Source organism: Bombella favorum, assembly GCF_014048475.1.
GTDB lineage: Bacteria > Pseudomonadota > Alphaproteobacteria > Acetobacterales > Acetobacteraceae > Bombella > Bombella favorum.
The window spans coordinates 862,344-887,521 of sequence record NZ_NWUS01000001.1 but is presented as its reverse complement, the minus strand read 5'-3'; the positions used below and the strand labels follow the sequence as shown (position 1 = coordinate 887,521).

At 56.5% G+C, this 25,178-nt stretch carries 22 protein-coding genes and 1 pseudogene; 16 read left to right on the top strand and 7 right to left on the bottom strand.

The window, feature by feature from the left end:
* Nucleotides 1-29 precede the first annotated feature (29 nt).
* Nucleotides 30-1,859, top strand: coding sequence for an ABC transporter ATP-binding protein (locus CPA57_RS03985; protein WP_182081519.1), 1,830 nt, complete (start codon nucleotides 30-32; stop codon nucleotides 1,857-1,859).
* 64 nt (nucleotides 1,860-1,923) lie between these two features.
* Here the strand turns inward: CPA57_RS03985 and CPA57_RS03980 are convergent, their stop codons facing one another.
* On the bottom strand, nucleotides 1,924-3,063 hold the full coding sequence (locus CPA57_RS03980; RefSeq protein ID WP_182081824.1) for a type III PLP-dependent enzyme: 1,140 nt from the start codon (nucleotides 3,061-3,063) through the stop codon (nucleotides 1,924-1,926).
* 448 nt (nucleotides 3,064-3,511) lie between these two features.
* Between CPA57_RS03980 and CPA57_RS03975 the strand changes: the two genes are divergently transcribed.
* On the top strand, nucleotides 3,512-4,267 hold the full coding sequence (locus CPA57_RS03975; protein WP_182081518.1) for an aspartyl/asparaginyl beta-hydroxylase domain-containing protein: 756 nt from the start codon (nucleotides 3,512-3,514) through the stop codon (nucleotides 4,265-4,267).
* 55 nt (nucleotides 4,268-4,322) lie between these two features.
* Nucleotides 4,323-5,300, top strand: a complete 978-nt coding sequence (locus CPA57_RS03970) for a YihY/virulence factor BrkB family protein (protein ID WP_326831339.1) — start codon at nucleotides 4,323-4,325, stop codon at nucleotides 5,298-5,300.
* 16 nt (nucleotides 5,301-5,316) lie between these two features.
* Here the strand turns inward: CPA57_RS03970 and CPA57_RS03965 are convergent, their stop codons facing one another.
* A complete protein-coding gene (locus CPA57_RS03965) occupies nucleotides 5,317-5,829 on the bottom strand; it encodes a septal ring lytic transglycosylase RlpA family protein (RefSeq protein WP_229709219.1) in 513 nt (170 codons plus the stop codon).
* Nucleotides 5,830-6,093: 264 nt separating this feature from the next.
* Here CPA57_RS03965 and aroQ point away from each other — a divergent pair, with 264 nt between their 5' ends.
* From aroQ to accC, 3 genes are read left to right on the top strand one after another with little or no spacing between them, the layout of a single operon-like run.
* A complete protein-coding gene (gene aroQ, locus CPA57_RS03960; RefSeq protein ID WP_077396643.1) occupies nucleotides 6,094-6,543 on the top strand; it encodes a type II 3-dehydroquinate dehydratase in 450 nt (149 codons plus the stop codon).
* Nucleotides 6,540-6,995: an acetyl-CoA carboxylase biotin carboxyl carrier protein gene (locus CPA57_RS03955; protein WP_077396452.1), complete on the top strand. Its 456-nt coding sequence runs from the start codon at nucleotides 6,540-6,542 to the stop codon at nucleotides 6,993-6,995. Before aroQ ends, CPA57_RS03955 begins: the two co-directional genes overlap by 4 nt.
* Nucleotides 6,995-8,350 (top strand): acetyl-CoA carboxylase biotin carboxylase subunit, encoded by a 1,356-nt coding sequence (gene accC / locus CPA57_RS03950; protein ID WP_182081515.1) that lies wholly within the window; start codon nucleotides 6,995-6,997, stop codon nucleotides 8,348-8,350. Before CPA57_RS03955 ends, accC begins: the two co-directional genes overlap by 1 nt.
* A 108-nt stretch (nucleotides 8,351-8,458) precedes the next feature.
* Here accC and ccmB read toward each other — a convergent pair whose 3' ends face one another.
* On the bottom strand, nucleotides 8,459-9,106 hold the full coding sequence (gene ccmB / locus CPA57_RS09070) for a heme exporter protein CcmB (protein ID WP_182081823.1): 648 nt from the start codon (nucleotides 9,104-9,106) through the stop codon (nucleotides 8,459-8,461).
* Between the two features lie 111 nt (nucleotides 9,107-9,217).
* Nucleotides 9,218-9,799 (bottom strand): annotated as a pseudogene (gene ccmA, locus CPA57_RS09065) (heme ABC exporter ATP-binding protein CcmA); the annotation flags it as partial.
* Nucleotides 9,800-10,004: 205 nt separating this feature from the next.
* Here ccmA and CPA57_RS03935 point away from each other — a divergent pair.
* Together CPA57_RS03935 and CPA57_RS03930 are read left to right on the top strand one after the other, a co-directional pair.
* Nucleotides 10,005-10,748, top strand: a complete 744-nt coding sequence (locus CPA57_RS03935; protein WP_182081514.1) for an amino acid ABC transporter ATP-binding protein — start codon at nucleotides 10,005-10,007, stop codon at nucleotides 10,746-10,748.
* A gap of 17 nt (nucleotides 10,749-10,765) precedes the next feature.
* Nucleotides 10,766-12,355 carry an ABC transporter substrate-binding protein/permease gene (locus CPA57_RS03930; protein ID WP_182081513.1) on the top strand — a complete coding sequence of 530 codons (1,590 nt, stop codon included), beginning with the start codon at nucleotides 10,766-10,768 and terminating at the stop codon, nucleotides 12,353-12,355.
* 12 nt (nucleotides 12,356-12,367) lie between these two features.
* On the opposite strand, the gene CPA57_RS03925 is transcribed toward CPA57_RS03930, so the two are convergent.
* The 3 genes from CPA57_RS03925 to CPA57_RS03915 form a co-directional block, all read right to left on the bottom strand.
* Nucleotides 12,368-13,294 carry a hypothetical protein gene (locus CPA57_RS03925; protein ID WP_182081512.1) on the bottom strand — a complete coding sequence of 309 codons (927 nt, stop codon included), beginning with the start codon at nucleotides 13,292-13,294 and terminating at the stop codon, nucleotides 12,368-12,370.
* Nucleotides 13,291-14,574, bottom strand: a complete 1,284-nt coding sequence (locus tag CPA57_RS03920; RefSeq protein WP_182081822.1) for an AAA family ATPase — start codon at nucleotides 14,572-14,574, stop codon at nucleotides 13,291-13,293. The genes CPA57_RS03925 and CPA57_RS03920 overlap by 4 nt, the downstream gene beginning before the upstream one ends.
* An 85-nt stretch (nucleotides 14,575-14,659) precedes the next feature.
* Entirely contained in the window at nucleotides 14,660-15,250 is a 591-nt protein-coding gene (locus tag CPA57_RS03915) for a hypothetical protein (protein WP_182081511.1), read from the bottom strand.
* A gap of 258 nt (nucleotides 15,251-15,508) precedes the next feature.
* On the opposite strand from CPA57_RS03915, the gene rimP reads away from it, so the two are divergent.
* The 8 genes from rimP to pnp all read left to right on the top strand — a co-directional run bounded on the left by rimP (nucleotide 15,509) and on the right by pnp (nucleotide 25,107).
* A complete protein-coding gene (gene rimP, locus CPA57_RS03910; protein ID WP_077396646.1) occupies nucleotides 15,509-16,096 on the top strand; it encodes a ribosome maturation factor RimP in 588 nt (195 codons plus the stop codon).
* 34 nt (nucleotides 16,097-16,130) lie between these two features.
* A complete protein-coding gene (gene nusA / locus CPA57_RS03905) occupies nucleotides 16,131-17,675 on the top strand; it encodes a transcription termination factor NusA (protein ID WP_182081510.1) in 1,545 nt (514 codons plus the stop codon).
* The gene (locus CPA57_RS03900; RefSeq protein WP_326831338.1) at nucleotides 17,650-18,315 is read left to right on the top strand and encodes a DUF448 domain-containing protein; all 666 of its coding nucleotides are present in this window, start codon (nucleotides 17,650-17,652) and stop codon (nucleotides 18,313-18,315) included. The genes nusA and CPA57_RS03900 overlap by 26 nt, the downstream gene beginning before the upstream one ends.
* Nucleotides 18,316-18,331: 16 nt before the next feature.
* Nucleotides 18,332-21,073 (top strand): translation initiation factor IF-2, encoded by a 2,742-nt coding sequence (gene infB, locus CPA57_RS03895; protein WP_182081821.1) that lies wholly within the window; start codon nucleotides 18,332-18,334, stop codon nucleotides 21,071-21,073.
* Nucleotides 21,070-21,513 carry a 30S ribosome-binding factor RbfA gene (gene rbfA, locus CPA57_RS03890; protein WP_077396461.1) on the top strand — a complete coding sequence of 148 codons (444 nt, stop codon included), beginning with the start codon at nucleotides 21,070-21,072 and terminating at the stop codon, nucleotides 21,511-21,513. The genes infB and rbfA overlap by 4 nt, the downstream gene beginning before the upstream one ends.
* A 17-nt stretch (nucleotides 21,514-21,530) precedes the next feature.
* Complete coding sequence (gene truB, locus CPA57_RS03885) at nucleotides 21,531-22,505, top strand: tRNA pseudouridine(55) synthase TruB (protein WP_182081509.1); 975 nt, start codon at nucleotides 21,531-21,533, stop codon at nucleotides 22,503-22,505.
* Nucleotides 22,489-22,758: a 30S ribosomal protein S15 gene (rpsO, locus tag CPA57_RS03880; protein WP_077396463.1), complete on the top strand. Its 270-nt coding sequence runs from the start codon at nucleotides 22,489-22,491 to the stop codon at nucleotides 22,756-22,758. The genes truB and rpsO overlap by 17 nt, the downstream gene beginning before the upstream one ends.
* Nucleotides 22,759-22,956: 198 nt before the next feature.
* Nucleotides 22,957-25,107, top strand: a complete 2,151-nt coding sequence (gene pnp, locus CPA57_RS03875) for a polyribonucleotide nucleotidyltransferase (RefSeq protein ID WP_182081508.1) — start codon at nucleotides 22,957-22,959, stop codon at nucleotides 25,105-25,107.
* The last annotated feature ends 71 nt before the right edge of the window (nucleotides 25,108-25,178 follow it).

Sequence of the window (25,178 nt, the reverse complement as noted above, 5' to 3'; positions counted from 1 at the left end):
GGCAATGAGGTATGGTTTGATAGGTCTTGATGGATGGAGAGACAGGCGTGGCAGAAAGTAAGGACGGGCAGCGCAGCATGAAGACGCTCTCTTTTGGAGCAATATTGTCTTTTGTGATGACCCGCTGGGTACGGCATCCGGCCCTGCTAGCATGGACATTGAGCGGCGTCGCTCTGGCAACGGTAGCAGATATTTGCACGCCTCTGCTGGCTGGGCGTCTGGTAGGGGATATTTCCACCTCCTCGGCAGAAAGTGGGCGGGGACATCTGCTGCATGATGCGCTGTTGATGGTGGGTGGCCTGCTGGTTTTAGGGCTGGTGGGTGTGCTGGGGCGACGCTCTTCTTATTTGGGAATCAGTAAACTTAGTCTCGCTGTCATGCGTCGGGTCTTGGATGACGCTTTTGCCCGTGTGCAGCGTTTTTCGTCAGACTGGCACGCCAATAGTTTCGCAGGTTCTACCGTACGGCGTATCACCCGTGGCATCTGGGCCATTGATACACTGGACGACACATTGCTTTTGCTCATCCTGCCCGAGGTTCTGGTCCTGCTGGGGACAACACTCGTCCTGCTGGTGCGGGCACCGCTCATGGGGCTGGTGCTGGCGGTGATGGTCGGGCTGTTTGCTTGTATCTCCATCTGGCTGGCTCTGCGCTATGTGGCCCCCACGGCTCGGACCTCCAATGAGTGGGATTCCAGAATGGGGGCCGTGTTGGGGGACGCTGTTACCTGCAATTCCGTTGTGAAGAGTTTTGGTGCGGAGGGGCGGGAAGAGGAGCACCTTCATGCCGTCGCCCGTACATGGGCGGAGAAGACCTATTATAGTTGGTACCGGGGTACGAACAGTGCCAATTTTCAGGCTTCCTACACGTTATTGATGCGTGTGGTGATGATCGGTCTGGCGGTGATTCTTTGGTGGCGTGGCACGGCTGGGCCGGGCGATGTGGCTTATGTGTTGACGATGATGTTTCTTATTCAGGGCTATTTGCGGGACCTCGGCCAGCAGGTGAGTCAGGTTCAGCGGTCTGTAAATGAGATGGAAGAGCTTGTCGGGCTGTTCTCGACCGAGCCGGCCATTCAGGATGCATCGGATGCGGCCCCGTTGGTAGTGAAGGCTGGGGCGATTAATCTATCGGATGTGACCTTCCGTTATCCGTCTCAGGAAAAGCCGATCTATCAGGGGCTTTCCCTAAGAATTGCAGCGGGAGGCCGCATAGCGCTCGTGGGGGCCTCTGGGTCTGGTAAGACGACGCTAACACGGCTGCTTCAGCGTCTTTATGATGTGGATGAAGGGAGCATCCTGATTGATGGGCAGGATATTGCTCATGTTACCCAGCAGAGCCTCAGGCGTCAGATTGCATTGGTCCCGCAGGAGCCTGTGCTATTTCATCGCACCTTGGCGGAGAATATTGCCTACGGGCGACCTGATGCCTCGCGTGAGGACATCATACAGGCGGCAAAACGCGCCAATGCGGATGGGTTCATCACCCGCCTTGCTGAAGGGTACGATACGCTGGTCGGTGAACGTGGTGTGAAGCTCTCTGGCGGGGAGCGTCAACGTGTAGCGATTGCCCGGGCTTTTCTGGTCGATGCGCCGATCGTGATTTTTGATGAGGCAACCGCAAGTCTTGATTCCGAGTCAGAAATGCTTGTGCAGGAAGCTATGAGTCGCCTGATGGAAAAGCGTACCGTGTTGGTTGTAGCGCATCGTCTGGCCACTGTGCGAGATTTGGATCGGATTCTGGTCTTCCATCAGGGGCAGATTATTGAGGATGGCACGCACGAGAGCCTAATGGCCCTACAGGATGGTGCTTATCGTCGGCTTGTGTCGTTGCAGTCTCTTGAAGCAGCCAGCCAGTAGACTATCAGCCGTACACGGTATCAGTACCGGATGAGGTGGGATCATCCGGTACTGGTTGGGCTGTTTAGATGTAATGCTCATCCAGCGGTGGAAAACCGTTGAACCCAGTTGAGCAGTATGTGGAGACATAGGCTCCAGTAGCAAGGATATTGATCCTGTCCCCAGCTTTCAGCTCTTCCGGCAGGGGGATGGGGTTTTTCTCGTACAGTACATCCATGCTGTCGCACGTCGGCCCGGCAAGGATGCAGGGGGAGCGGTTTGCCGTGTTTTCATCATGGGGAGTCTGGAAGGTGTAGCGGATGGATTCACCTTCCGTTTCTGCCAGCCCGCCGAACCGTCCGATATCCAGATACACCCAGCGGGGGTCATTGTCCCCGCCGCCCCGTTTGCTGGACAGTACGACCTCAGTATGCACAACGCCTGCGCTGCCAACCATATAACGGCCCGGTTCCAGTAAGATGCGGGGTGCCCCCTCTGGGAAGTGGGTTGTCATGGCGGTTGCGATGGCTTTGCCGAACTGGTCGATACTGGGGATGGGGCTGTTGTAATAGGTTGGAAAGCCCCCGCCCATATTGATGAAGTCCAGCGTGATGTCCTGCTGGCGCAGGCGGTGGTATATTCCGGCAGCTTGAGCGATGGCATCGCCATAGGCTTCTGTGCTGGTTTGCTGGCTGCCAACATGGAAGGAAAGTCCAGCCGGTTTTAGGCCTAGATCACGTGCTTGCTGAAGCAGGGTGAAGGCACTTTCCGGGGTGGTGCCGAATTTGCGGGAAAGGGGCCACTGCGCACCGGTATTGAGAACACCGAGGCGGCAGAAGACTTCACAGCCGGGGGCATGTTCGGCGAGTTTTTTTAGCTCTTCCAGGCAGTCGAAGGCGTAGAGCGTCAGGCCCTTCTGATAGGCATAGGCAATAGAGCGTGCTGTTTTGACGGTATGGCCGAAAGAGAGCTTCTGCGCCGGGATGCCTGCCTTCATGCAGATGTCGATCTCGCCGGGGGAAGCAATGTCGAAGAATGAACCGAGGTTGTGCAGTTCCTTCAGGATAGCCGGGGCTGGATTGGCTTTAACAGCGTAATGGATCCGGGAAGAAGGAAGGGCATCATGCAGGGCACGATACTGCCCGCGCACGCAGTCTAGGTCTACGACAAGGCAGGGTGTAGCGGGTTTCTGTTCGGTAAGAAAACGGGCGATTTTGGGAGTCATGATACTCACGTCCCCTAAAAGTCTCCCCAAGAGTTAGGGGAGATGTTGCGAAACGGTCGAACGGACCGGCGAGATCCCGCCTGCCCCTTGCGGGCAAGGGGGTACGGGGCCAGAGCGCTTGACGTCGTTGCGTAACCGCATGAGGGCCAGTGGCACGTGCGTTGCTGCGTGGAGTGCGTGACAATGCCCAGATTTTTTTTCAATGCAAGGGGAAACTGGAACAAGGGCGCCAGCGCATGACTGATCATAACGAAAAAGTGATATTTGTTCAGGTCTTCGCAAGGCGTGTGTAGGAGGTGCTCCCTTCCGTTTTTTCTTGTTTTCTCCTTTTCGTTGGGCCGGTAGCGGGCATATCGATGTCCCTACTTCTCCTCCATATAGGCGTTCTGGTAACAGAATTAGGTCTGCACAAACTGACTTGATGTGTTTTTTGTAGCTGGAGGATACAATGAAGGCAGGTTATCAGGGTAGGACGAAACGGCCCCTTTTTGTACGGGTTGGCAAGGCATTGCGGCCTTGGTTCAACGGACTGATCGCCAAAGGGTCACTGGTTCCCAATATACCTTTGTTGGATAATAGCCTGTTCCCTTGGGTCGCAGCGTTGGAGAAAGCCGCCCCGCTGATGCAAGAGGAGTTTCGGGCCATTATAGCGGAGCGCAATGCCATTCCGCCTTTGCGAGACCTCTCGCCAGACCATAAGCGCATTGCGCCTGATAGCCGCTGGAAGTCATTTTTCCTATATGGTTACGGCATTCCCGTGCCAGAGAATTGTGCCAGAGCCCCCGTTACGGCACAGCTTGTTGCCGGTATTCCTGGCCTGTGTTCTGCTCTCTTTTCTGTTCTGGAACCCGGTGGGGAGATTCCACCTCATAAAGGGGTTACCAAAGGGATGCTGAACGCACATCTGGGCTTGGGGGTTCCACGAGATCGTGATAATTGCTGGATCCAGGTCGCAGATCATACGCTACACTGGGATGATGGCAGGATGTTCGTCTTTGATGATACCTACCAACACACGGTGCAGAATAACACCGATGAGGTGCGTGGCATACTGTTCATTCAGTTTGAGCGACCTACTCGTGGCCTGGGGCGGTTGATGCAGCGTCTCTTCCTTGGTGGGGTGAAGAAATCCGCTTTCGTCAAGGATGCCCAGAACAATATTGAACGTTGGAACCGTATTCAGGCTGAACTGGAAAAAGTGTGATGATGGAGCCGTGGCCTGATGTCACGGCATGATAGGGAGAGGAAAAGCGCACCCCGTGCCCGACAAGACAGCGATGCCATTGGAGCCTCCACCACCACCCAAAGGCCTGATAGCCACATTCCGGCAGGTCATCAGTAATAGCGGGGACAGTCAGACGTCTCTCAGTGCGGCAGGGTGCGCCTTCTTTGCGACGCTCTCTCTGTTCCCCGCTTTAACAGCCTTGATCTCCGTCTACGGGCTCGCCTTTGACGTGCAGACGGCTGAAGAGCAGCTGAGTGTTATCAAGCACATTCTTCCGCCTGCCGCTTACGACCTGATATTTGACAGGGTACATGCTCTGGTTACCCAGCCGCAGTCCTCTCTGACATTGGGGCTGGTTTTTTCTTTGCTCGTGGCACTTTGGTCAGTGACGGCAAGTAGTAAATCTATCTTGTCCGCTCTGAATATCGTGTATCACGCCAAAGAAACCCGTGGGTTTCTGCACTTTCAGGCTCTGGCCTTTGGGACGACCCTTATGGCCGTGATTGGTGCCTGCCTTACATTGGCGTTGATGGTGGCAGCTCCCGCTATTGTGGATTACCTGCCGCGTTATCTAGGTTACGTGGGTGTGACGATGGATAGTTTCCCCCCATCGCTGCATTTTTTGGTGGAACAAGGCACGCCGGTGCTTGTGCGCTGGTTGGCTCCGGCCATCATGCTCTTTTTTGTCTTCATGGCCTTGATCGTGCTGTACCGTATCGCACCATGCCGGGACCGCATGACATCATGGCGTTGGATACTGCCCGGTGCTTTCTTGGCGACCCTGCTTTGGGTGGGCGTTTCCATCGGCTTTTCATGGTATGTGTCGCACTTCGCCAGTTACGGCACCACTTATGGCCCGCTAGGGGCTGTGGCTGCCGTTATGATGTGGCTGTTCGTCAGTGCTTATGTGGTGTTGTTCGGTGCCGTATTGAATGCCGAACTGGAAGAGCGGGGCTACCGGCGGACAGTCCGTAAGGAAATGGGTGTTCCCGTTAAGGGAACGGATCATTGAAGAAAGAATAGGGCCGTCATCTGAGTGGGCTATCCTGCGCCACCCTCTCGGCCCGACGTGCTTCGTCCTGGAGAATGTCGTGCATATTGGTAGGGTGGCGGAAGCGGGAATGATGGCGGGGCAGTACTGTTACGGTAATGTGGCTGACACCATGATTTCTGATTCCGAGGCTGACTGCCGCTCCCTCTGAGAGATCGAGAATCCTGTCGTTATCAACGGGGCCACGGTCATTGACGCGCACAATGACGGAACGGCCCGTGAGGGGGGAATGAATCAGAAGTTTTGTTCCCATGGGCAGCGATGGATGAGCCGCTGTTAGCGCATTGGGCTTGAAACGCTCACCGCTGGCAGTCCGTTTCCCGGCCAGTTTTTTACCCCCATACCAGCTGGCTAGCCCGCTCTCGGTAACGGGCTGTGGGGCGGCGTCTGCATTATGTACCACTGATTCTTTACGAGGGATGGTTGAGGCCCCCGCCGGTAGGAAGCCCATAAAAATAGTTAGCAGAACAAGGGCAGATAGATGTTTCAAAAAAGGGACTGCGGCAGGGGGAGGTCCGTTTCTCCGGGGGGTAGAAACAGAGTCCATGGAAGCAGAGAAAGGAGGATATACCTTCATGTTACCCACGGCAGTAGTGTTAATGATTCCGGTAAGTGTGTCACAACTTGGATAGATGGGCTACCATAAGGCTCTAAGCTGATGGTAAAGCATTGGATAATGGACGATGATTGCAGCATCCGACTGTACAAGAAGTGACTTTACCTGATGAAGATGAAGATGCTATCAGCCGTCCGGATGAAGCGACCTCTTATTGTTGTCCTGAACGGACCGAACCTGAATATGCTGGGGCTGCGGCAGCCTGATATCTACGGCGAAGCGACACTGGATGATGTGGAGCAGCTGTGCCTTCAAGCTGCGGAGCGGCTCGATGTGACGATTGATTTCCGCCAGACCAATGGCGAGGGGGAGCTTGTGTCGTGGGTGCAGGAGTGTCGGGGCCGTGCAAGCGGTATCGTCATCAACCCTGCGGCTTATGGGCACACATCAATTGCTCTGCTTGATGCGCTGCTGGCTGTTGAGCTGCCGGTGATTGAGGTGCATATGTCTAACATTCATCGCCGGGAAGCATTTCGTCATCATACGTATGTTTCACAGGCAGCCCGTGGGGTGATCTGTGGTTTGGGGATACGCGGTTATGCCCATGCCCTTCAGGCGGTGGCAGATATGATTGAGGATGAAGGATGAGCCGTATGCTCGTGGACAAGGAGGCCATTCGGGCACTGGCCGATATCCTGACGGATACAGGCCTGACCGAAATTGAAGTTTCCGAAGGCGACAGCCGTCTTCGTGTTGCCCGTAATGTAACCGTACAGGCTGCGGCTGCGCCCGTAGCTTCTGCTCCGGCTGCGGCTCCTGCTCCGGTAGCGGATGAAGCCGTGGCCCCGGCAGACCTCTCCTCTCATCCCGGTGCTGTTCCTAGCCCGATGGTGGGCGTGGCTTATCTGACGCCGGACCCGTCCTCCCCGCCTTTCGTGCAGGAAGGGGGACAGGTGGCTGCAGGGCAGACTATTATGCTCATTGAGGCCATGAAGACCTTTAACCAGATCAAGGCACCTCGTGCAGGCAAGCTGGTGCGTTATTGCGTGGCCTCAGGCGACCCGGTCGAGTTTGGGGCAGTATTGGCGATCATCGAGTAATGTTTTCCAAAATCCTGATAGCCAACCGTGGCGAAATCGCCCTACGGGTGCTGCGTGCCTGCCGTGAGATGGGCATCAAGACGGTGGCCGTCCATTCTACGGCGGATGCCGACGCCATGCATGTGCGTCTGGCGGATGAAGCCGTATGTATCGGGCCGCCTAGCTCTCGTGATTCCTATCTGAATGTTGCGGCTATTCTGTCTGCTGCAACCATAACCGGGGCGGAAGCTATCCATCCCGGTTATGGATTCCTCTCGGAAAATGCAGAATTTGCCGAGACGGTGGAAGAGCACGGCATTGCCTTCATCGGCCCGACAGCCGAGCACATCCGCATGATGGGTGACAAGATCACCGCCAAAACCACCATGGAGGCCCTTGGCGTTCCACTGGTGCCTGGCTCTGACGGTGCTCTGCGGAGTCTTGATGAAGCTTGTGAAGTCGCAGCGAAGGTGGGGTACCCCGTACTCATCAAGGCGGCTGCTGGTGGCGGTGGTCGTGGCATGAAAGTGGCCCAGACCGCTGACGAGCTGGAAGAGGCTTGGAGCGTGGCCCGGACAGAAGCCCGTGCCGCTTTTGGCAATGATGAGGTCTATCTGGAGAAATATCTCGATAAGCCCCGTCATATCGAGCTCCAGATTATGGGCGATACGCATGGCAATGTCGTGCATTTTGGGGAGCGTGACTGCTCTCTCCAGCGTCGTCATCAAAAATTGCTGGAAGAGGCCGGGTCTCCCGTCATTACGCCAGAGCAGCGGAATGAGATCGGCAAGACGGTGACGGATGCCCTCTCACGCATGGGGTATCGCAACGCTGGTACGCTCGAGTTCCTGTATCAGGACGGGCAGTTCTGCTTTATCGAGATGAATACCCGCTTACAGGTGGAACATCCGGTGACGGAAATGGTCTGCGATGTGGACCTCGTCCGGGAGCAGATCCTTGTGGCCGCTGGTGAAAAACTGAGCTACCGGCAGGAAGATATTGTGATGTCCGGTCATGCTATCGAGTGCCGCATTAATGCTGAGGACCCAGAGACGTTTGCTCCTAACCCCGGTCAGATTAAGGTGTTTCATGCGCCTGGCGGTTTGGGTGTTCGTATGGATAGTGCCTTGTTTGCTGGCTATAAGGTTCCTCCCTATTACGACAGCATGATTGCCAAGCTCATTGTCCATGCGCCTACACGGGCACTGGCTATTACCCGTATGCAGCGTGCTTTGACAGAATGTGTGGTAGAGGGCGTGAAAACGGTTATTCCTCTGCACCAAAAGATTTTGGCAGATCCAGAGTTCCAGAAGGGTGAATACACCATTCATTGGCTGGAGAATTTCGTAGCCAAGTTGCAGGCTGATAAAGCCTGAAGAGGTTGAGGGTTATATCTTATAAAAAGAGCCGCTTCTGCTTGCTGGAAGCGGCCCTTTTTATTCCCCCAAGAATAGCATCAGTACACGACGCTTGATGTGGTGTGATTAGGCTTGCCCTTCTTCTAGGCTGATCCCGGCAATAAAGGGGCAGCTTGGTAAGGCCAGTAGGAAAAGTGCGGCCAATAGGCTGAGATTAGTCATGCTGGCTGGTCCTGCTGGGGGGGCGCAGGCCAATGTACCAAAAATGAGGGTGGGGACCATCAGCGGCAATGTTAGGACGGGGAGCAGCAGGCTGTTGCGGCGTGCGCCTAGCGTTATGGCCGCCGTCATACCCCCTATGAGAGATAGGGTCAGACTTCCCAGCGCGAGACTGGCCAGAAGGACTGGAAGAATTGGTGCCGGTAGTTGGAAGAATACAGCAAGTAGAGGGGTGGCCAACAGAATGGGCAGTCCGGTTGTCAACCAGTGTATGAGCATTTTCCCCAGAGCGATGAAGGCGGGATGCAGAGTAATTTGGAGTATATCCAGCGATCCATCCTCAGCATCGGCATTATAGAGCCGCTCTAGCGGGAGTAGGCAGGCCAATAGGGTGCAAACCCATAAAATGGCGGCACCAGTTTGCTGAAGTAACGTGGGAGACGGGCCAAGGGCGAGAGGGAACATTGTGCTGCATACGATGAGGAAGAGCAGCCCCGCCAGAGTTTCGGTACTGTTCCGGCAGGCAAGGTGCAGTTCCCGGCGGAGATGGTACAGAAACGGATGATACGTTTGCTCTTGTCGTCTGGAGTGTTGGTGCGGTCGTGATACGCCCGTTGTGGGTGTCAGGGTGAAGGTAAGAGGTGCTGGTTTGCCAAGTGCAAGCTGGTGGCTATCTGGCAGGGAAAGGGCAGTGTGGGAGGCTATGACGAGAGCACCACCACGGGCACGATGCTCGGCAAGTATTGTCTCCAATAAGGTAAGGCTGGCAGCATCCAGAGCATTGGCGGGCTCATCCAACAGCCATAAGTCGGCATTGGATAGAATCAGGCGGGCAAGCGATACACGGCGTTTCTGCCCTAATGAAAGCAGGCGGGTGGGGCAGTCCAGAAGATGAGCTAAGGCCAAACGGTTCAGGACATTAAAGATGGTTTCCGTATCGTAGGGAATGAAGAGGCGGAGATTTTGTTCAACTGTTAGAGTGGGCTTCAGGGCATTATGGGAACCCAGCCATGCGATGGTGCTTCTGCGGGTTACTGTGCCTTTTGTTGGGCGACAGAGCCCCGCTATTAGGCGGAGCAGGGATGATTTGCCAGCACCGTTGGAGCCGGTGAGGAGGAGGGCATCACCCGGGGAAAGACTGAGCGAGAGGTCGGAGAATAGGCAGCGGCCCGCCCGTTCCAGCTGGATATGTTCCAGTTGGAGAAGGGACGACGGAGAGGGCGGTGTGAAAGGTGGAGTAGGGGCCATGCGGATGTTTCATGTGGAGCCGTATGGCCCGAATGGATGTGAAGGGCCGATAGAAAATTATGTTCCGGCAGAAGGAAAATATAGAAATACATAAAAGGATGTTTTGCTTAAAGGGCGGTTATGGTTAAGAAAGCGCATGGTGAATGACTACAGGGTGGTTGCCACGCTGTAGCGTGCGGGAGGGTGTTCGGAACTGACTGATTGGGTGCTGAAGGCGACCGGTATCGCCAAGTCCTTTGCTGGAAATGAGATTCTGCGGGGGATTTCTCTGGATGTGGAACGTGGGGAGTTGATTTCCATCATCGGGCCGTCTGGCTGCGGGAAGTCAACATTTTTACGTTGTCTCAATTTTCTGGAACGTCCCGATGCCGGTGAAGTACGGGTGGAGGATGTAACTGTGTCCAGCACGGGCCATTGGCGTCGTGCGGATGAGGTTCAGGCCCATCGTCTGCGGAGCCATGTGGGCATGGTCTTTCAGTCCTTCAATCTATTCCCACATCGTACAGTGCTGGAAAATGTCATGCTGGCCCCCATGCAGGTTAAACGCATGAGCGAGGCGCAGGCGGAGCATATTGCCTGTGAGCTGTTGGAGAAGGTCGGCCTTGCCGCTGTAAAGAATCGTTATCCGGATAGGCTTTCTGGTGGGCAGCAGCAGCGTGCGGCGATTGCCCGTGCCTTGGCGATGAAACCGTCCGTCATGCTGTATGATGAGCCAACATCTGCTCTGGACCCAGAACTCTCCGAAGAGGTGTTGTCTGTCATGCGGGCGCTGGATGGTGAAGGCATGACCCAGCTGGTCGTGACGCATGACATGCGCTTTGCAAGAGCGGCTTCAGACCGTGTGCTGTTCATGGAAGCTGGACAGATTGTTGAGAGTGGCGACCCTGATGTGATGTTCGCCAACCCACGTGAGCCAGGAACACGGCGTTTCCTGCGGACACTTCTTTGACGAATGAGGGCATGGTGATGAAGCGTGTAATTTTTGCGCTGGTTCTGGCCCTATGTGGGTTCTGGGGGGCAGGCAGTCTGGATGGTCATGCTCTGGCAGAGGGTACGGCCCTTGCGGAGGCAAAGGCCCCTCCTGCGGCACCTCTACGTGTACCCGGTGCGACGGATGATCGGGATTTCCCCTGGGCCTCCGATGGTGAAGCGAATGTGCCGTACGTTTTTCATGACCCAGCGCATGAAGGGCGGATGACTGGGTTTGAATATGACCTGATGCAGGCCATAAGTGCCCGGATGGGGCGGCATGGGCGTTTCGTACAGAATGGTTGGGATGGATTGATCCCCGGCCTTTCTCGGGATCTGTACGCTCTGGTTATTGATGGCATCGAAATGACGCCAGAACATAAAGCCGCTGTGCTGTTCTCTCGGCCTTATTACGTGACGGTAGACCGGATCGTCTTGCGGAATGAGGAAAAGGGGCTGGATACGCTTGATGCTCTGAAAGGCCATGTGGTCGGGACCATCAAGAGTACGGCAGCCGAGCGTCTTTTATTGGATCACGACCCCGCTAATGTGCGGTCTTATGATGAAGAGACGAACCTATTTTCTGACCTGAAAAACGGGCGTCTTGATGCGATCCTGATTGATGAACCCATCGCCCTTTATTACCGCTCTGATGATCTGAAGCTCGTTGGCCCGCCGATTGGTCGAGTGGCCTACGGTATTGCCTTCCCCAAGAACAATCCGGGCCTGCGTGATGCGGTGGATTCCGTGCTGGGTGACCTCATGAGTGACGGTACCCTGCATCAGATTCTAGCCCGCTGGAACCTCTGGACACCCCAGATGGCCGATTATACGGGGGATCAGACTCCTTCAAAAGTTCTGCCCACCGCTTGGACGGATTACCGCCAGACGATGGAACGGATGTCCGGCAGCAGTGTGCAGGCGATGGTTCATCGGTATATCAGCTTCTTACCGCTGATCGGCAGCGGGGCGTTGATGACGCTGGGCGTGTCGGCTCTGGCGATGGTGCTGGCTGTGGCGATGGGGCTGGTTCTGGCTCTGGCCCGGGCTTATGGGATGGCACCGCTCCGCTGGTTGGCTGGACTATATGTCGAAATTGTACGAGGAACACCGTTGCTGATTCAGGTGCTCTTCATCTTTTACGGGCTGCCTGCTTTTGGTCTGCGTCTTTCGCCATTTACCGCCGGTGTGTTGTCTTTAGGGCTGAATTATGCCGCATATGAGGCCGAGAATTACCGAGCAGGTCTTCTGTCCGTTCCTCGTGGTCAGATGGAAGCAGCCATCGCGCTGAATATGACCCATATGCAGGCTCTTCGGTTGGTGATTGTCCCGCAGGCCTTTCGTACGGTTGTGCCTGTTATGACGAATGATTTCATCGCCCTGCTCAAGGATAGTTCCCTCGTTTCCGTTATCACGCTGACGGAACTGAGCCAGACCTATATCCGTCTGTCATCAACCTATTATGACTATATCGGGACAGGGCTGATGGTCGGTATGGCCTATCTTCTGGTTGGTTTGCCCTTCGTGCGCCTCGCCCGCATGGCGGAGAAGCGCATGGGCCGTGTGGTGGCCAAAGGGCATCATTAACGAAAGAATGGTTCAGGGGGCCTGTGGGTCCGGAGCAATGGATAAGCCCTGTGATCGGTTTTCAAAACTGGATTGCAGGGCTTTCTGCCACTCTAGCGCCCAACTGTGCATCTGGCTCAGGAATGTTCTGGCCTCAGGGTAAGGGTTTAGAGCCCCTTTTGCCCATGCAGGAAGAGGAGCCAGTAATTGATGAGTCTGCCGGTTTAGCGGAGGAATGAGCGTGTCCATGAGGCCAAGCTGTGCTTGTCCATCAGGTGTTACGGTAACGTGCCGCCATTGGACTGCCAGAAATAGGGGGGGGATAGGAGTCACGCCGAGGGCCTGCAAACGGGCTATGGATTGATTGATGAGTGGGTTGGTACTGACATCATCGCCCTGTATCACGACAGTGCCAGAGCCGATGCAGTCTTCTCCAGAGGGGGTAGCTGGCAGGCTGTGATTGAGGAAGTTACGGTCATCATGGCAGACACCGGTGGCATTGCCGATCCTGTCTGGCGAGATAGGCTGCTGTGTGGCCTGAGCGATGATGAGGCCCGTAATTGCCCCTTGATAGGTGCGGACAAGCGCCAGAAAAGAGAGTGGGGAATCGTTACTGATCTGGGCGGATAGAATGGGGTGCCATTCCCCTTTGGGGAGGGGGAATGTGTGGCCGCCTAGTACAACGTGATCCCGTACAATTTCGGACATGCTAGGATATTGCAGATTGAAATGCGCCTGCTTAGTAGGCCCGTTCTCGGGACTGTCCTTATCGTCCGTAGGCGTATGCGGTGTTTTAGCATCGGATAAGGCATGACCGGGAAGCCAAGGAGCCTGTTTCTTCAGCCATGGCGTTGGGAAGAAAGCAGCTAGTGCCAATCCCCCGATGCCGAGAATGAAGCAGAACCGCCAGAGCGGTGCCTGCTTCCACAAAGAGACAAAGGTACCGAAGAAGGTCTTCACAGGCTTGCCTTGTTCATACGTTCCTGCGGCTCTTCACTTGTTTCAGCCCGGATGCGTCCTTCCCCTGCCATGACGAGATGGACATGGGTGCGCCCCTGTTGGCGGGCCGTAATCAGGCTATCGCTGATCATATCTTCAATAGAGCGAAGAATATCCCGAGCACTGGCCATGCTGCCTAGTTTTTGCTGGCGTTGGAGGATCTCGAAGAGGAGGGCAGGGTCAATACCGCCTGCTTCAACATTCAGCCCATACCCACGGATCATCTGTTCTATCTCAAGAGCGGCTACACGGGCGAGGTCCAGCCCACGTAGGGCACGGAAGACAAAGATGCGGTCCAGCCTGTTCAGAACCTCCGGCGCAAAGCCAGCTCGGCGGAGGGCTTCGGTCGATTCGGCCCTCATTTTCTCTGGCTCATCAGCCAGCCGGTCTGCAATGGCACTTAGAGCATCTGTTGCAATGTTGGAGGTCAGAACGAAAATGGCCCGTGTGGTCGGTACTAGTTCGTTAGTGGAAGCCTCCGTTACATGGCCGTCATTCCATGCCGTAAGGAACTTTTTGAAAACATCCGGATGGGCTTTTTCAATTTCATCCAGCAAAACGACAGCATCAGGATTTTCCTTGAGCCCCCCCGTAAGCCGCCCAAACGTATCAGAGCCGACATAGCCCTTGGGAGAGCCAAAAAGCTGCGTGGCAGCATGAGGGCTAGACATCTGCGTCATGTCAAAATGTAGCAGAGGGCGTTCTGTCTGATTAGCAATCTGCTTGGCCAGATAGGTCTTACCCGTACCGGGCGGCCCAGCCAGAAGAAAAACCCCCACAGGCCTGTCACGGTTTTGGAGAGCCAGACGGCGGCGCAGTTGCTGGGCAATATCCTCACAAACCTGATCTTGCCCAATGACACGGGCACGCAAGGCAGCGGCCAGTTCTTCAGCATTGATGGCACTTTCACGCTGCTGGCGGGCTAGCATTTCCTCCAGGGCAGTGCGGTTGGTCAGACGGCTGAGAACATCCATGAGAAGACTCTTTCTATGGCGTAGGCCCCGGCGGGCCAGACGGTCGGATGAGAGACAGTAGAACACTCCGGCAAGCGAGAGGGCAACACCGATGAGGCCGGCCGGAAGATAGCCGGGGCGGGCCCAGTCTACAGCTATAAGTAGCCAATGCAGCAGGGCTGTGGGGGAGAGATGGACCATCAGGGCCAGTTGGACAGCCGCAAGGATGAGGAAGGCCGCCATCATCAGGGGCATCATGCGGGACAGCCAGGGGATCAGGGTTTTCATCATGGGCTCCTGCAATCCTGCCGGGTAAAGAAGGCCCTTTTTTCACTATCTGGCCGGGATGGGGTCAAGCCCTTTATCATAATCCTTACTGGACAATCACCGGAACAGCGAGGGAAGGGCTGGTTTGTGTAAGAGGTGGCAGAACCACAACGTTACGGAACATGTTTAGCGTGGCGATGGAAAGTGGCCCCAGTTCGGTCGGGCCGGTACGGGTAAGCGTGATGATGCCTTCTTGTGCGATGGGGAGCAGAACAGCCTTGGCCTGCGGGCCAAGCACGACGTGTTGGCTGAAGCCAGCCCCACTGACGACCACGCCCTGCCCGGTGTGGCCAGAGGCATCAGCTAGCGGCATGGCTGCCAGCCGGACCCGGTTTTCTTTCAGGGCAGCAAGAAGAACGGGTTTCTGTTGGGCTGGAAAGTTGCTGTGGGCAATGGCTTGTGCTGCTTCATTGGGTGGCAGCATGGAAAGGGAAAGAACCCCCTCAACCATAGGAATAGCCTGCTCCGCTGCTTTTGGCTGGAGCTGTGGCTTAGGGTGGGCTGTGTCCTGATGAGGGGCCGGCTGGTTATGTAATGCCAGCAAGGTCCCACCAAGCCCAACAGCGGCTGCGATGATTGCCGCTGGGCGCCAGAGAGGCTGTTTCTGTGGGGCAGGGGCTGGTGAGGGCTGTTCCATAATGGATATTTCGCATCATTTTTTATCCTGGAACAAGGCAGTAAAGATGAAGTTTTTCTCATTAGTTGCCCCGTAGGCCCCGTAAGGGAAGTGCTTGCATTGGGGGTGGCTCTGTCGTATCAGGGAAATGTTTTCACTTTCCGTTCTTTTGGGGGGTGGCCCTGACGGGCCGCCTTTTTTGTTTTGGATCATTTTTCCACATCGCCGGATCAGTCCGGTCCGTCCGCTTCACTTCATGATGGTGAGAGCTCTCACGGCATCCGTCGTCTGAGCGGGCTGGAGGCGCGCATTGCGGATAGGATTGCCCCGACTCTGGCCGATATGGGCTATGAGCTAGTGCGTCTTTCCGTTCTCGGGCACGAGACTCCGACTGTCCAGATCATGGCTGATCGGGCGGATGGGTCGCTTATCAGTGTTGAGGATTGCGAGCAGATCAGCCATGCCGTAGGCGCTGTTCTGGATGTGGATGACCCGATACCAGGTGCTTGGATGCTGGAGGTCTCGTCCGCCGGGATCGACCGCCCGTTAACCCGTGCGAAAGATTGGGAGCGTTTTGCTGGGCATCTGGCCAAGGTAGAGCTTGAAGTTCCGCTAGATGGTCGTAAACGTTTTGCCGGTATCGTTCTCGGGGAGCGGGATGGACTCGGCCTGCTTCGTCTGGATGACGGGCAGGAAGTCGCCCTGCCGCTGGATGACATGCGCAAGGCACGGCTGGTCCTGACGGATGAGCTGATTGAGGCAAGTGCTGCGCTGGCTGGCGTGGCGCAGGAAGAAGAGGCCGAGGCTGACGGCAAACCCCGCCGTGCGCCGAAGCTGAAACCCAAAAAGCCGGGGAAGAAAAACTGATGACCCGTCTTCTGCTGGTTGGAGGTCCGATCTGATGGACACATCTGTTACCCGTCCTGAGCTGCTTCTGGTTGCTGATGCGGTCTCGAGGGAAAAGAATATTGATCGTGAGCAGGTGCTCGAAGCCATGGAGCAGGCCATACAGAAGGCCGGCCGTGCAAAATATGGGCATGAGAAGGACATTCGTGCCACGATCGACCGCAAGACTGGCGAAGTCCGCCTGAGCCGTTGGACTGAAGTTGTCGCTGTGGCGGAAAATGAGGATATTCAGATTCCGCTGAAGATTGCCCGCAAGTTCAAGCCTGAGATTCAGGAAGGGGAATTCATTGTTGACCCCCTGCCGCCGATCGACTTCGGGCGCATTGCTGCCCAGACAGCCAAGCAGGTGATCGTCCAGCGTGTGCGTGAATATGAGCGCAAACGTCAATATGACGAGTTCAAGGACCGTGTAGGCGAGATCATCAACGGGACGCTCAAGCAGACGGAATACGGCAACCTTATGGTAGAGCTGGGCGGTCATGCTGAAGGGCTGCTGCGCCGTGACGAGATGATCCCCCGTGAGGAGTTCCGCAACTCGGACCGCATCCGTGCCTATATCTACGATGTGCGGGATGAGCCTCGTGGTCCGCAGATTTTTCTCTCCCGTACCCATCCGGGCTTCTTGGCCAAGCTGTTTGCTCAGGAAGTGCCGGAAATCTATGACGGGATCATCGAGATCAAGGCCGTAGCTCGCGACCCTGGTTCTCGTGCTAAGATGGCTGTCGAGTCTCGTGATGCCTCCATCGATCCGGTCGGTGCCTGTGTGGGTATGCGTGGCTCCCGTGTGCAGGCTGTCGTTGCTGAGCTTCAGGGCGAGAAGATCGACATTATTCCTTGGAGCCCGCAGGCCGCCACATTTGTGGTGAACGCCTTGGCCCCTGCCGAGGTGACCAAGGTTGTGATGGATGAGGACGCCGGCCGTGTCGAGGTTGTGGTGCCGGATGAACAGCTGTCTCTGGCCATTGGTCGCCGTGGGCAGAATGTCCGCCTTGCCAGCCAGCTGACTCGTTGGGATATCGACATCCTGACCGAAGCTGAAGAATCCGAACGTCGTCAGGAAGAGTTCCGTAAACGTACCAGCCAGTTCGTTAATGAGCTGGATGTTGATGACGTGATCGCTGGTCTGCTGGTGACTGAAGGTTATCACACCATTGAGGACTTGGCTTACGCGGATCCAGCAGAGCTGCACGATATCGAAGGGTTCGATGAGAGTGTGGCTGAAGAGCTGATGGCCCGTGCCAATAATTATCTGGCAGGCCGTGAGCGTGCGCTTGATGAGCGTCGTCGTGAACTGGGTGTGAGCGACGATCTGGTCAATCTGGGTGTTTTCTCTCTTCAGGTTCTGGTTGAGCTTGGCGAGAAGGGCATCAAGACGCTGGATGATCTGGCCGACCTGGCTGCTGATGAGCTGATCGAGATTCTGGGTGGTGATGAGCCGCTGGAGGAAGCCGAGGCTAACGAGATTATCATGGCAGCTCGTGCACACTGGTTCGATGGTGGCGAGGGAGCTTCTGGTGAGGGAGACTCGGGTCACGACTGAGGATCATATCCCTGATGTAGATGATGGTCCGTCCGGGCGGGGGCGTCGTGCCCCTTCCCAGCGGCGGTGCCTAGTCAGCCGGATGCATGATGCCCCGTGTCATATGATACGGTTTGTCGTAGGGCCGGAGGGCAGTATTGTGGCGGACCTTGCCGCCCGTCTGCCTGGGCGTGGCATGTGGTTGAAGGCGGATAGGACCGTTCTGGAGGACGGACAGCTTGCACGGATTTTTTCCCGGGCAGCACGACAGAAGGTAAATGTGCCAGAGGGACTTTTGGAGTCTCTCAAGGATGGTTTGGCAAAGCGCCTTCTGGATGGTATCAGTCTGGGCCGACGCGCTGGTGAGGCGGTCTGTGGGTTCCAGAAGTGTCGGGAACGGATCGTTTCTGGCAGAGTCGGGGTTGTCATCTGTGCAGCAGGTGCGAGCCAGGATGAGGTGGCCCGTCTGCTGTCAGGCCAGCGAGAATTGCCGGTGGTCTGGGTGCCAAGGGCTGTTCTGGCAGCGTCTTTCGGGCGGGAACATGCGGTTTATGCCGTGATGGCCCCCGGTGCGCTGGCGGAGCGTCTAAAGGCAGAATATAAGAGATTTGCGGGGGTGGCCGAAGGTACGCTCCCGGGCCCTGATACGGTAGGGCAGTAAGGAACAGGCAGAAATTATGAGCGACGGCAACGAGCGCAACCAGAACGGAACTCCAAAGGGGACGACCCCTAAAGAAGGACAGAGCAAGAGCTCCGGTCGCCTGTCCCTGCGTCCGGCAGGACGTAAGGACGTGGGACGGACTGTGGAGGCTGGTTCTGTGAGACAGAGCTTCAGTCATGGGCGTTCTAAGGAAGTCCGGGTCGAGGTGCGCAAGCCTAAGAGAAGTGGGGCTGCAGGTGGCCGTGGTGGCCGTGCGACGGCTGGTGTCCGCGGTTTGACAGCCTCCGAGCAGGAGAAGCGGCAGCGTGTTCTGGCGGAGGCCGCCGCCGAGGCTGCCCGCCGTGAGGCCGAAGAAGCAGCACGCCAGGAAGCCGAGAAGATTCGCATCCGTTCTGCTGCCGAGGAAGAGGCACGCAAGCAGGCTGAGGTTGAGAGCCGTCGTGCTCAGGAAGAAGAGGATGCTCGGACTCGGGCAGCTGAAGAGGAAGGCCGCAAGCAGGCTGAAGCTGCCGCCCGTCGGCAGGAAGCTGAGCAGCGTGTGCCGCCACCGCTGACAGGCTCCACCGCAGGGGGCGTGCAGCTTGCCGAGCCGACCAAACGTCTGCGCCCGCTGGCAGAGCGTGCCATTATGCCGAGCCGTCCACTGAACACGGCAGCATCATCCCGGGCATCGTCTGCCCGCTCCAGTGCTGGCAATGGTGCTGCTAGCGAGACGCTGCATCTCCGGGGTCGTGTTGGCGGCGCTGATGATGAGGGCGCCGCTCCTAGCCGTCGTGGTGGCGGTGCAGGTGGTGCCCGTCGTTCATCTCCGCCGTCCCGTCGTCCGTCCTCCCGCCGTGGCGGTGGCGGTGGGCAGGATCGCCGTTCAGGTCGTATTGACGTCCGCGCCGCTATTGAAGGTGATGATGGCAAGACGCGGTCGCTGGCTTCCGTCCGTCGTCAGCGTGATCGTGAGCGCCGGCAGGCTGAGTTGGAGCGTTTGCGCTCTGACCAGGTCCGGGTTGTGCGTGATGTGACCGTGCCGGAGACCATTACGGTGGGTGAGCTGGCCAACCGTATGGCTGCCCGTCAGGGTGAGGTCATCAAGATGCTGATGAAGATGGGCGTCATGGCGACTGCCGCCCAGAGCATTGATGGTGATACGGCAGAGCTGGTCGTGAGCGAATTCGGTCATCGCATCAAGCGTGTGGCGGATAGCGACGTTGAGGTAGGTATCGAGGGTATCGAGGATAAGCCAGAGGACATGAAGCCCCGTCCGCCAGTTGTGACGGTGATGGGTCATGTCGACCACGGTAAGACCTCCTTGCTGGATGCTCTGCGTACAACGGACGTTGCTCATGGCGAGGCTGGCGGGATTACCCAGCATATCGGTGCCTATCAGGTGACGGTGGCTTCCGGCCAACGGGTGACCTTCATTGATACACCGGGCCATGAGGCGTTTACCTCTATGCGTGCCCGTGGTGCCTCTGTGACGGATATCGTCATTCTGGTTGTTGCTGCTGATGATGGTGTTATGCCGCAGACGATTGAAGCCATCAAGCACGCCAAGGCTGCTAATGCGCCGATCATTGTGGCCATCAATAAGATGGATAAACCGGGTGCTAATCCGGACCGTGTCCGCAATGAACTGCTGAACCACGAGATCGTGGTAGAAAGCATGGGTGGCGACACGCAGGAGGTGGAAGTGTCCGCCCTTAAGCGTGATGGTCTCGACCGGCTGCTGGAAGCTATTCTGCTTCAGGCTGAGATCCTTGATCTGAAGGCAAACCCGAACCGTATTGCCGAAGGTGCCGTTATTGAGAGCCGTTTGGATCGTGGCCGTGGTTCTGTGGCAACTGTTCTGGTCCAGAAGGGAACGCTCAACCGGACAGACATCGTTGTGGCGGGGGCCCACTGGGGTCGCGTCCGTGCTCTGCTGGATGATCATGGTAAGCAGATCAAGAAGGCTGGTCCGTCTGTCCCAGTCGAGATTCTGGGTATGAGTGGTGTGCCGGATGCTGGTGCGCCGTTCGTGGTGGTCGAAAGCGAAAACCGTGCCCGTGAGATCAGCGAGTTCCGTCAGCGCAAGGCCCGTGAGAAGGCTACGGCCATGCAGGTTGCCGCTCGTGGAACGCTGGACCAGATGCTGGCTCGGATTCAGGCCGGTGAGCAGAAGGAAGTGGCTCTGATCGTTAAGGCTGACGTGCAGGGTTCTGCCGAGGCTATTCAGGCAACAGTGGAGAAGCTATCCCATGAGGAAGTGGCTGTCCGTGTGCTGAATGCCAGCGTTGGTCAGATCACTGAAAGTGATGTGCAGCTTGCTAAGGCATCCAATGCCGTTATCATTGCCTTTAACGTGCGTGCTACCGTGCAGGCTCGTGAGCTGGCACAGCGTGATGGCGTGGATATCCGGTACTATTCCATCATCTATCAGGTCTCTGATGATGTGGAGAAACTGGTTAAAGGTCGGATCGCTCCGAAGCATCGCGAGAAGTTCCTTGGTTATGCAGAGGTCCGTCAGGTCTTCAATATTACCAAGGTGGGCAAGGTCGCCGGTTGTTACGTCACCGAGGGTGTCGTCAAGCGTGGCTGTGGTGTGCGTCTGCTGCGTGAGAATGTCGTCATTCATGAGGGCGAGCTGAGCCAGCTGAAGCGCTTCAAGGATGATGTCCGTGAAGTGGCTCATAACTACGAGTGTGGTCTTTCCTTTGCCGGTTATAACGACCTGCGGGAAGGCGATGTTGTTGAATGCTATGAAATGGAAGAGATCCCGGCTTGAAGACACGGCCTTCCTTTGATCTCCTCGGGCCGGCAGGCGAAAGCTCTGTCGGCCCGAGCACTCGTCAGCTTCGTGTAGCTGAAGAGGTCCGCCATGTTCTGGCAGAGCTTTTTGCTAGAACAGAATTTCGTGACCCGGAGCTGTATGGCGTTACCGTCACGGTGACAGAGGTGCGCATCTCGCCGGACCTTCGTCATGCAACGGTGTTTGTTACCCGTCTGGGACGGGACGACATAGAGGCTGTCCTGCCTGCATTGAAGCGTGTCGCTTCTTTCCTACGTAAGCGGCTTTCTTCTGCTTTGCGTCTGCGCACTGTGCCGGAGTTACATTTCCAGCCTGATACATCGTTGGAACATGCGATGGAGGTGGAAACTATTCTTCGTTCTCCAGAGGTTCAGCGGGACCTGCACCGTGATTCAGCTTCAGATGATGCGGATTAAGGCTGTCTGGGACGCTGATGGCACGTAAAAGAGGCAGAGACATCCACGGTTGGTTGATCCTTGATAAGCCCTTAGGGCCCAGTTCCACAACAATGGTGAATCGGCTTTTGCGTGCCTTTGATGGCCGCAAGGCTGGTCATGGTGGTACGCTGGATCCGTTGGCATCGGGGGTTTTACCAATCGCTTTTGGTAAAGCCACAAGCACCATCCCCTATATCATGGACGCTACAAAGCGTTACCGCTTTACCTTGTCCTTTGGGGAAAGTCGGACCACGGATGATAGGGAGGGGGAGGTTCTCGCCACTTCCGATATACGCCCCTCTGATGAGGAAATCAGGGCGGTGTTGCCTGCTCTCTGTGGGGATGTCATGCAGGTGCCACCGGTGTTTTCGGCTCTCCGGGTTGGCGGGCAACGGGCCTATGACCTTGCCCGAGCGGGCCGTCCGCCAGACTTGCCACCTCGTCCTGCCCGAATCGATTCGATCACTCTGGTGGACCGTCCCGATGCTGATACGGCCGTATTTGACGTACAGTCCGGCAAGGGAGTTTATATGCGCTCTCTTGCACGGGATATCGCCCTAGCGTGTGGCACTGTGGGACATATTTCTGTCCTACGGCGGACGAAATGCGGGCCGTTTGATCTTTCCCATGCGTATTCGGCAGAACAGTTAGGGCTAGACAAACCGGCCGAAACTAGAGACAAGGCATGTGCCCTTCCGGTTTCTCTGTTGGATGCGGCGACCGCGCTGGTCGACATCCCGGCGCTGGCCGTCACACCGGCGGAAGGAAAGTCTCTGATCTGTGGGCAAGCTGTTATGCTGGCCCACCTTGAGGGGGACGTGCCCGATGGGGTGGAGGACGTTCCACTCTGGCGGGTTACGGTTGGGGGGCATGTTATCGGGCTGTGTCGGGCCGCTGAAGGGCGGTTGCGGGCAGTCAGAATGTTGGAAAATCATTTGTTTTTTGGAGAACAAGATGTCGATCACAGCTGAACGTCGTAGCCAGCTCATTGCCGAATACCGTCGCGCCGAAGGTGACACAGGCTCCCCGGAAGTGCAGGTTGCCCTGCTGACCGAGCGTATCGTGAACCTGACCGAGCATATGAAGAGCCACAAGAAGGACTTCCACTCCCGTCGTGGTCTGCTGATGCTGGTTGGCCGTCGTCGTGCCCTGCTGGACTACCTGAAGCGTAAGAGCGAAGAGCGCTACAAGACGCTGATCGAACGTCTCGGCCTGCGCCGCTGATATTCGACCACTTCCCGGGGGAGAGGTTCTTCCCCGGGGTTTGGCCTTTGCTACGTTGCCAGTAAATGCTTGTGTCGGCGTTTCAGGCCACATGGTGTCATGACGTGTTTGATGCGTCATCCTCGCCATGCCGTCCGAAACGCTGTGTATAGTCTGGTACTGGCTGGGCCGTGATTATCTCTTCCGGAGGAAGACAGAATGTTTGATAATTATTTCCGTAAAGAAATTGAATGGGCCGGTCGTCCGCTGGTTCTGGAAACCGGCAAGATTGCCCGTCAGGCTGATGGTGCGGTCGTGATCACCTATGGTGATACGGTCGTACTCTGCACAGCCGTTGGTGCTAAGACAGTGAAGCCGGGGCAGGATTTCTTCCCGCTGACCGTGAATTACCAGGAAAAAGCCTACGCTGCGGGTAAGATTCCCGGAGGCTTCTTCAAGCGTGAAGGGCGTCCGTCCGAGCATGAGGTGCTGTCTTCCCGTCTGATCGATCGGCCGATCCGTCCATTGTTCCCGGATAATTTCAAGAACGAAGTTCAGGTCGTTGCTACGGTCCTTAGCCACGATATGGAAAATGATCCGGCTCTGGTTGCTCTGATCGGTTGTTCTGCCGCTCTGACACTTTCCGGCATCCCGTTCTTCGGGCCGGTTGGTGCTGCTCGTATCGGTCGTATTGATGGTAAGTTTGTTGTCAATCCGACCCTCAGCGAGGTGAAGGAGAGCGCACTGGACCTCGTCGTAGCCGGTACATCCGAGGGTGTGCTGATGGTTGAGTCCGAGGCGCAGGAACTCTCTGAGGATGAGATGCTCGAGGCTGTTATGCTTGGTCATACAGCCTTCCAGCCGGTGATTGACGCCATTATTGACTTGGCTGAACATGCAGCTCGTGCGCCGTGGGACCTGCCAGAAATCTCCAAGGAAGAAGTTGCTCTGCGCAAGCGTGTGGACAAGGTGGGCAATAAGCTGATTGCTGAAGCCTACAAGGAACGCCGCAAGCAGGCTCGTATGGAGAAAGTGGCCGAGGCGCGCGAAAAGATCGTGGCCACCCTTGAGGAAGAAGGCTTTGACGCCGAGCTGGCTAAGCCGATGATCAAGGACCTTGAGGCGCAGGTCGTCCGTGGTGCTATCCTGAAGACGGGTATCCGCATTGATGGCCGTGACACGAAGACGGTTCGCCCCATTGTGGCGGAAGTCGGTGTTCTGCCCCGCTCTCACGGGTCTGCTCTCTTCACCCGTGGTGAGACACAGGCACTGGTCGTCGCAACGCTGGGAACAGGGCAGGACGAGCAGGTGATTGATGCGCTGGAAGGGGAATACCGTTCCCGCTTCATGCTGCATTACAACTTCCCGCCCTTCTCTGTTGGCGAGTGTGGCCGCATGGGCTCTCCGGGTCGCCGTGAGGTCGGGCATGGTAAGCTGGCATGGCGTGCTATTAATCCGCTCCTGCCGTCTAAGGAGGAGTTCCCGTATACGCTGCGTGTCGTGTCCGAGATTACGGAGAGTAACGGCTCTTCTTCCATGGCTACAGTCTGCGGTACGTCCCTCTCTCTGATGGATGCTGGTGTGCCGATGCCGCGCCCCGTGGCTGGTATTGCTATGGGCCTCATTAAGGAAGAACGTGGCCATGCCGTGCTGACGGATATTCTCGGTGATGAGGATCACCTCGGGGATATGGATTTCAAGGTGGCTGGTACATCCGAGGGCGTGACAGCTCTTCAGATGGATATTAAGATCACTTCCATCACGCCGGAAATCATGAAGGTCGCTCTGGAGCAGGCCCGTGAAGGCCGTCTGCATATCCTTGGTGAGATGAGCAAGGCTCTGTCCGAGGGCCGGTCTGACGTTGCAGGCAATGCACCGAAGATCACAACCATGACCGTTCCTGTTGCGAAGATTCGTGATGTGATCGGCTCGGGTGGTAAAGTCATCCGTGAGATTTGTGAATATTCTGGTGCCAAGGTTGATATTGGTGATGATGGCGTCATCAAGATTGCTGCTGCCAATGACGAACAGGCTCAGAAGGCTATTAGCCGGATTGAGGGTATCGTTGCCGAGCCAGAGCTGGGACGCATTTATGAAGGTAAGGTCGTTAAAACGGCTGACTTCGGTGCGTTTGTGAATTTCCTTGGCCCCAAGGATGGCCTGGTGCATATCTCCGAGCTGACGGATGGGCGTGTGGCCAAGACGACCGATGTCGTCAAGCAGGGTGACGCCGTAAAGGTTAAAGTCATTGGCTTTGATGACCGTGGCAAGGTAAAACTCTCCATGCGTGTCGTGGACCAGGAAACTGGCGCTGATATCACGGAAAGCGTTGGCGCAAAGCCGGGCCGCTCCCGTCGTGATGCGGAGTAAGGATGTGTGGGGGGAGCCTCAGGCTCCCTTTGCATGAGTGAGTTTTGTGATTGAGTAGTGGGGACATCTGG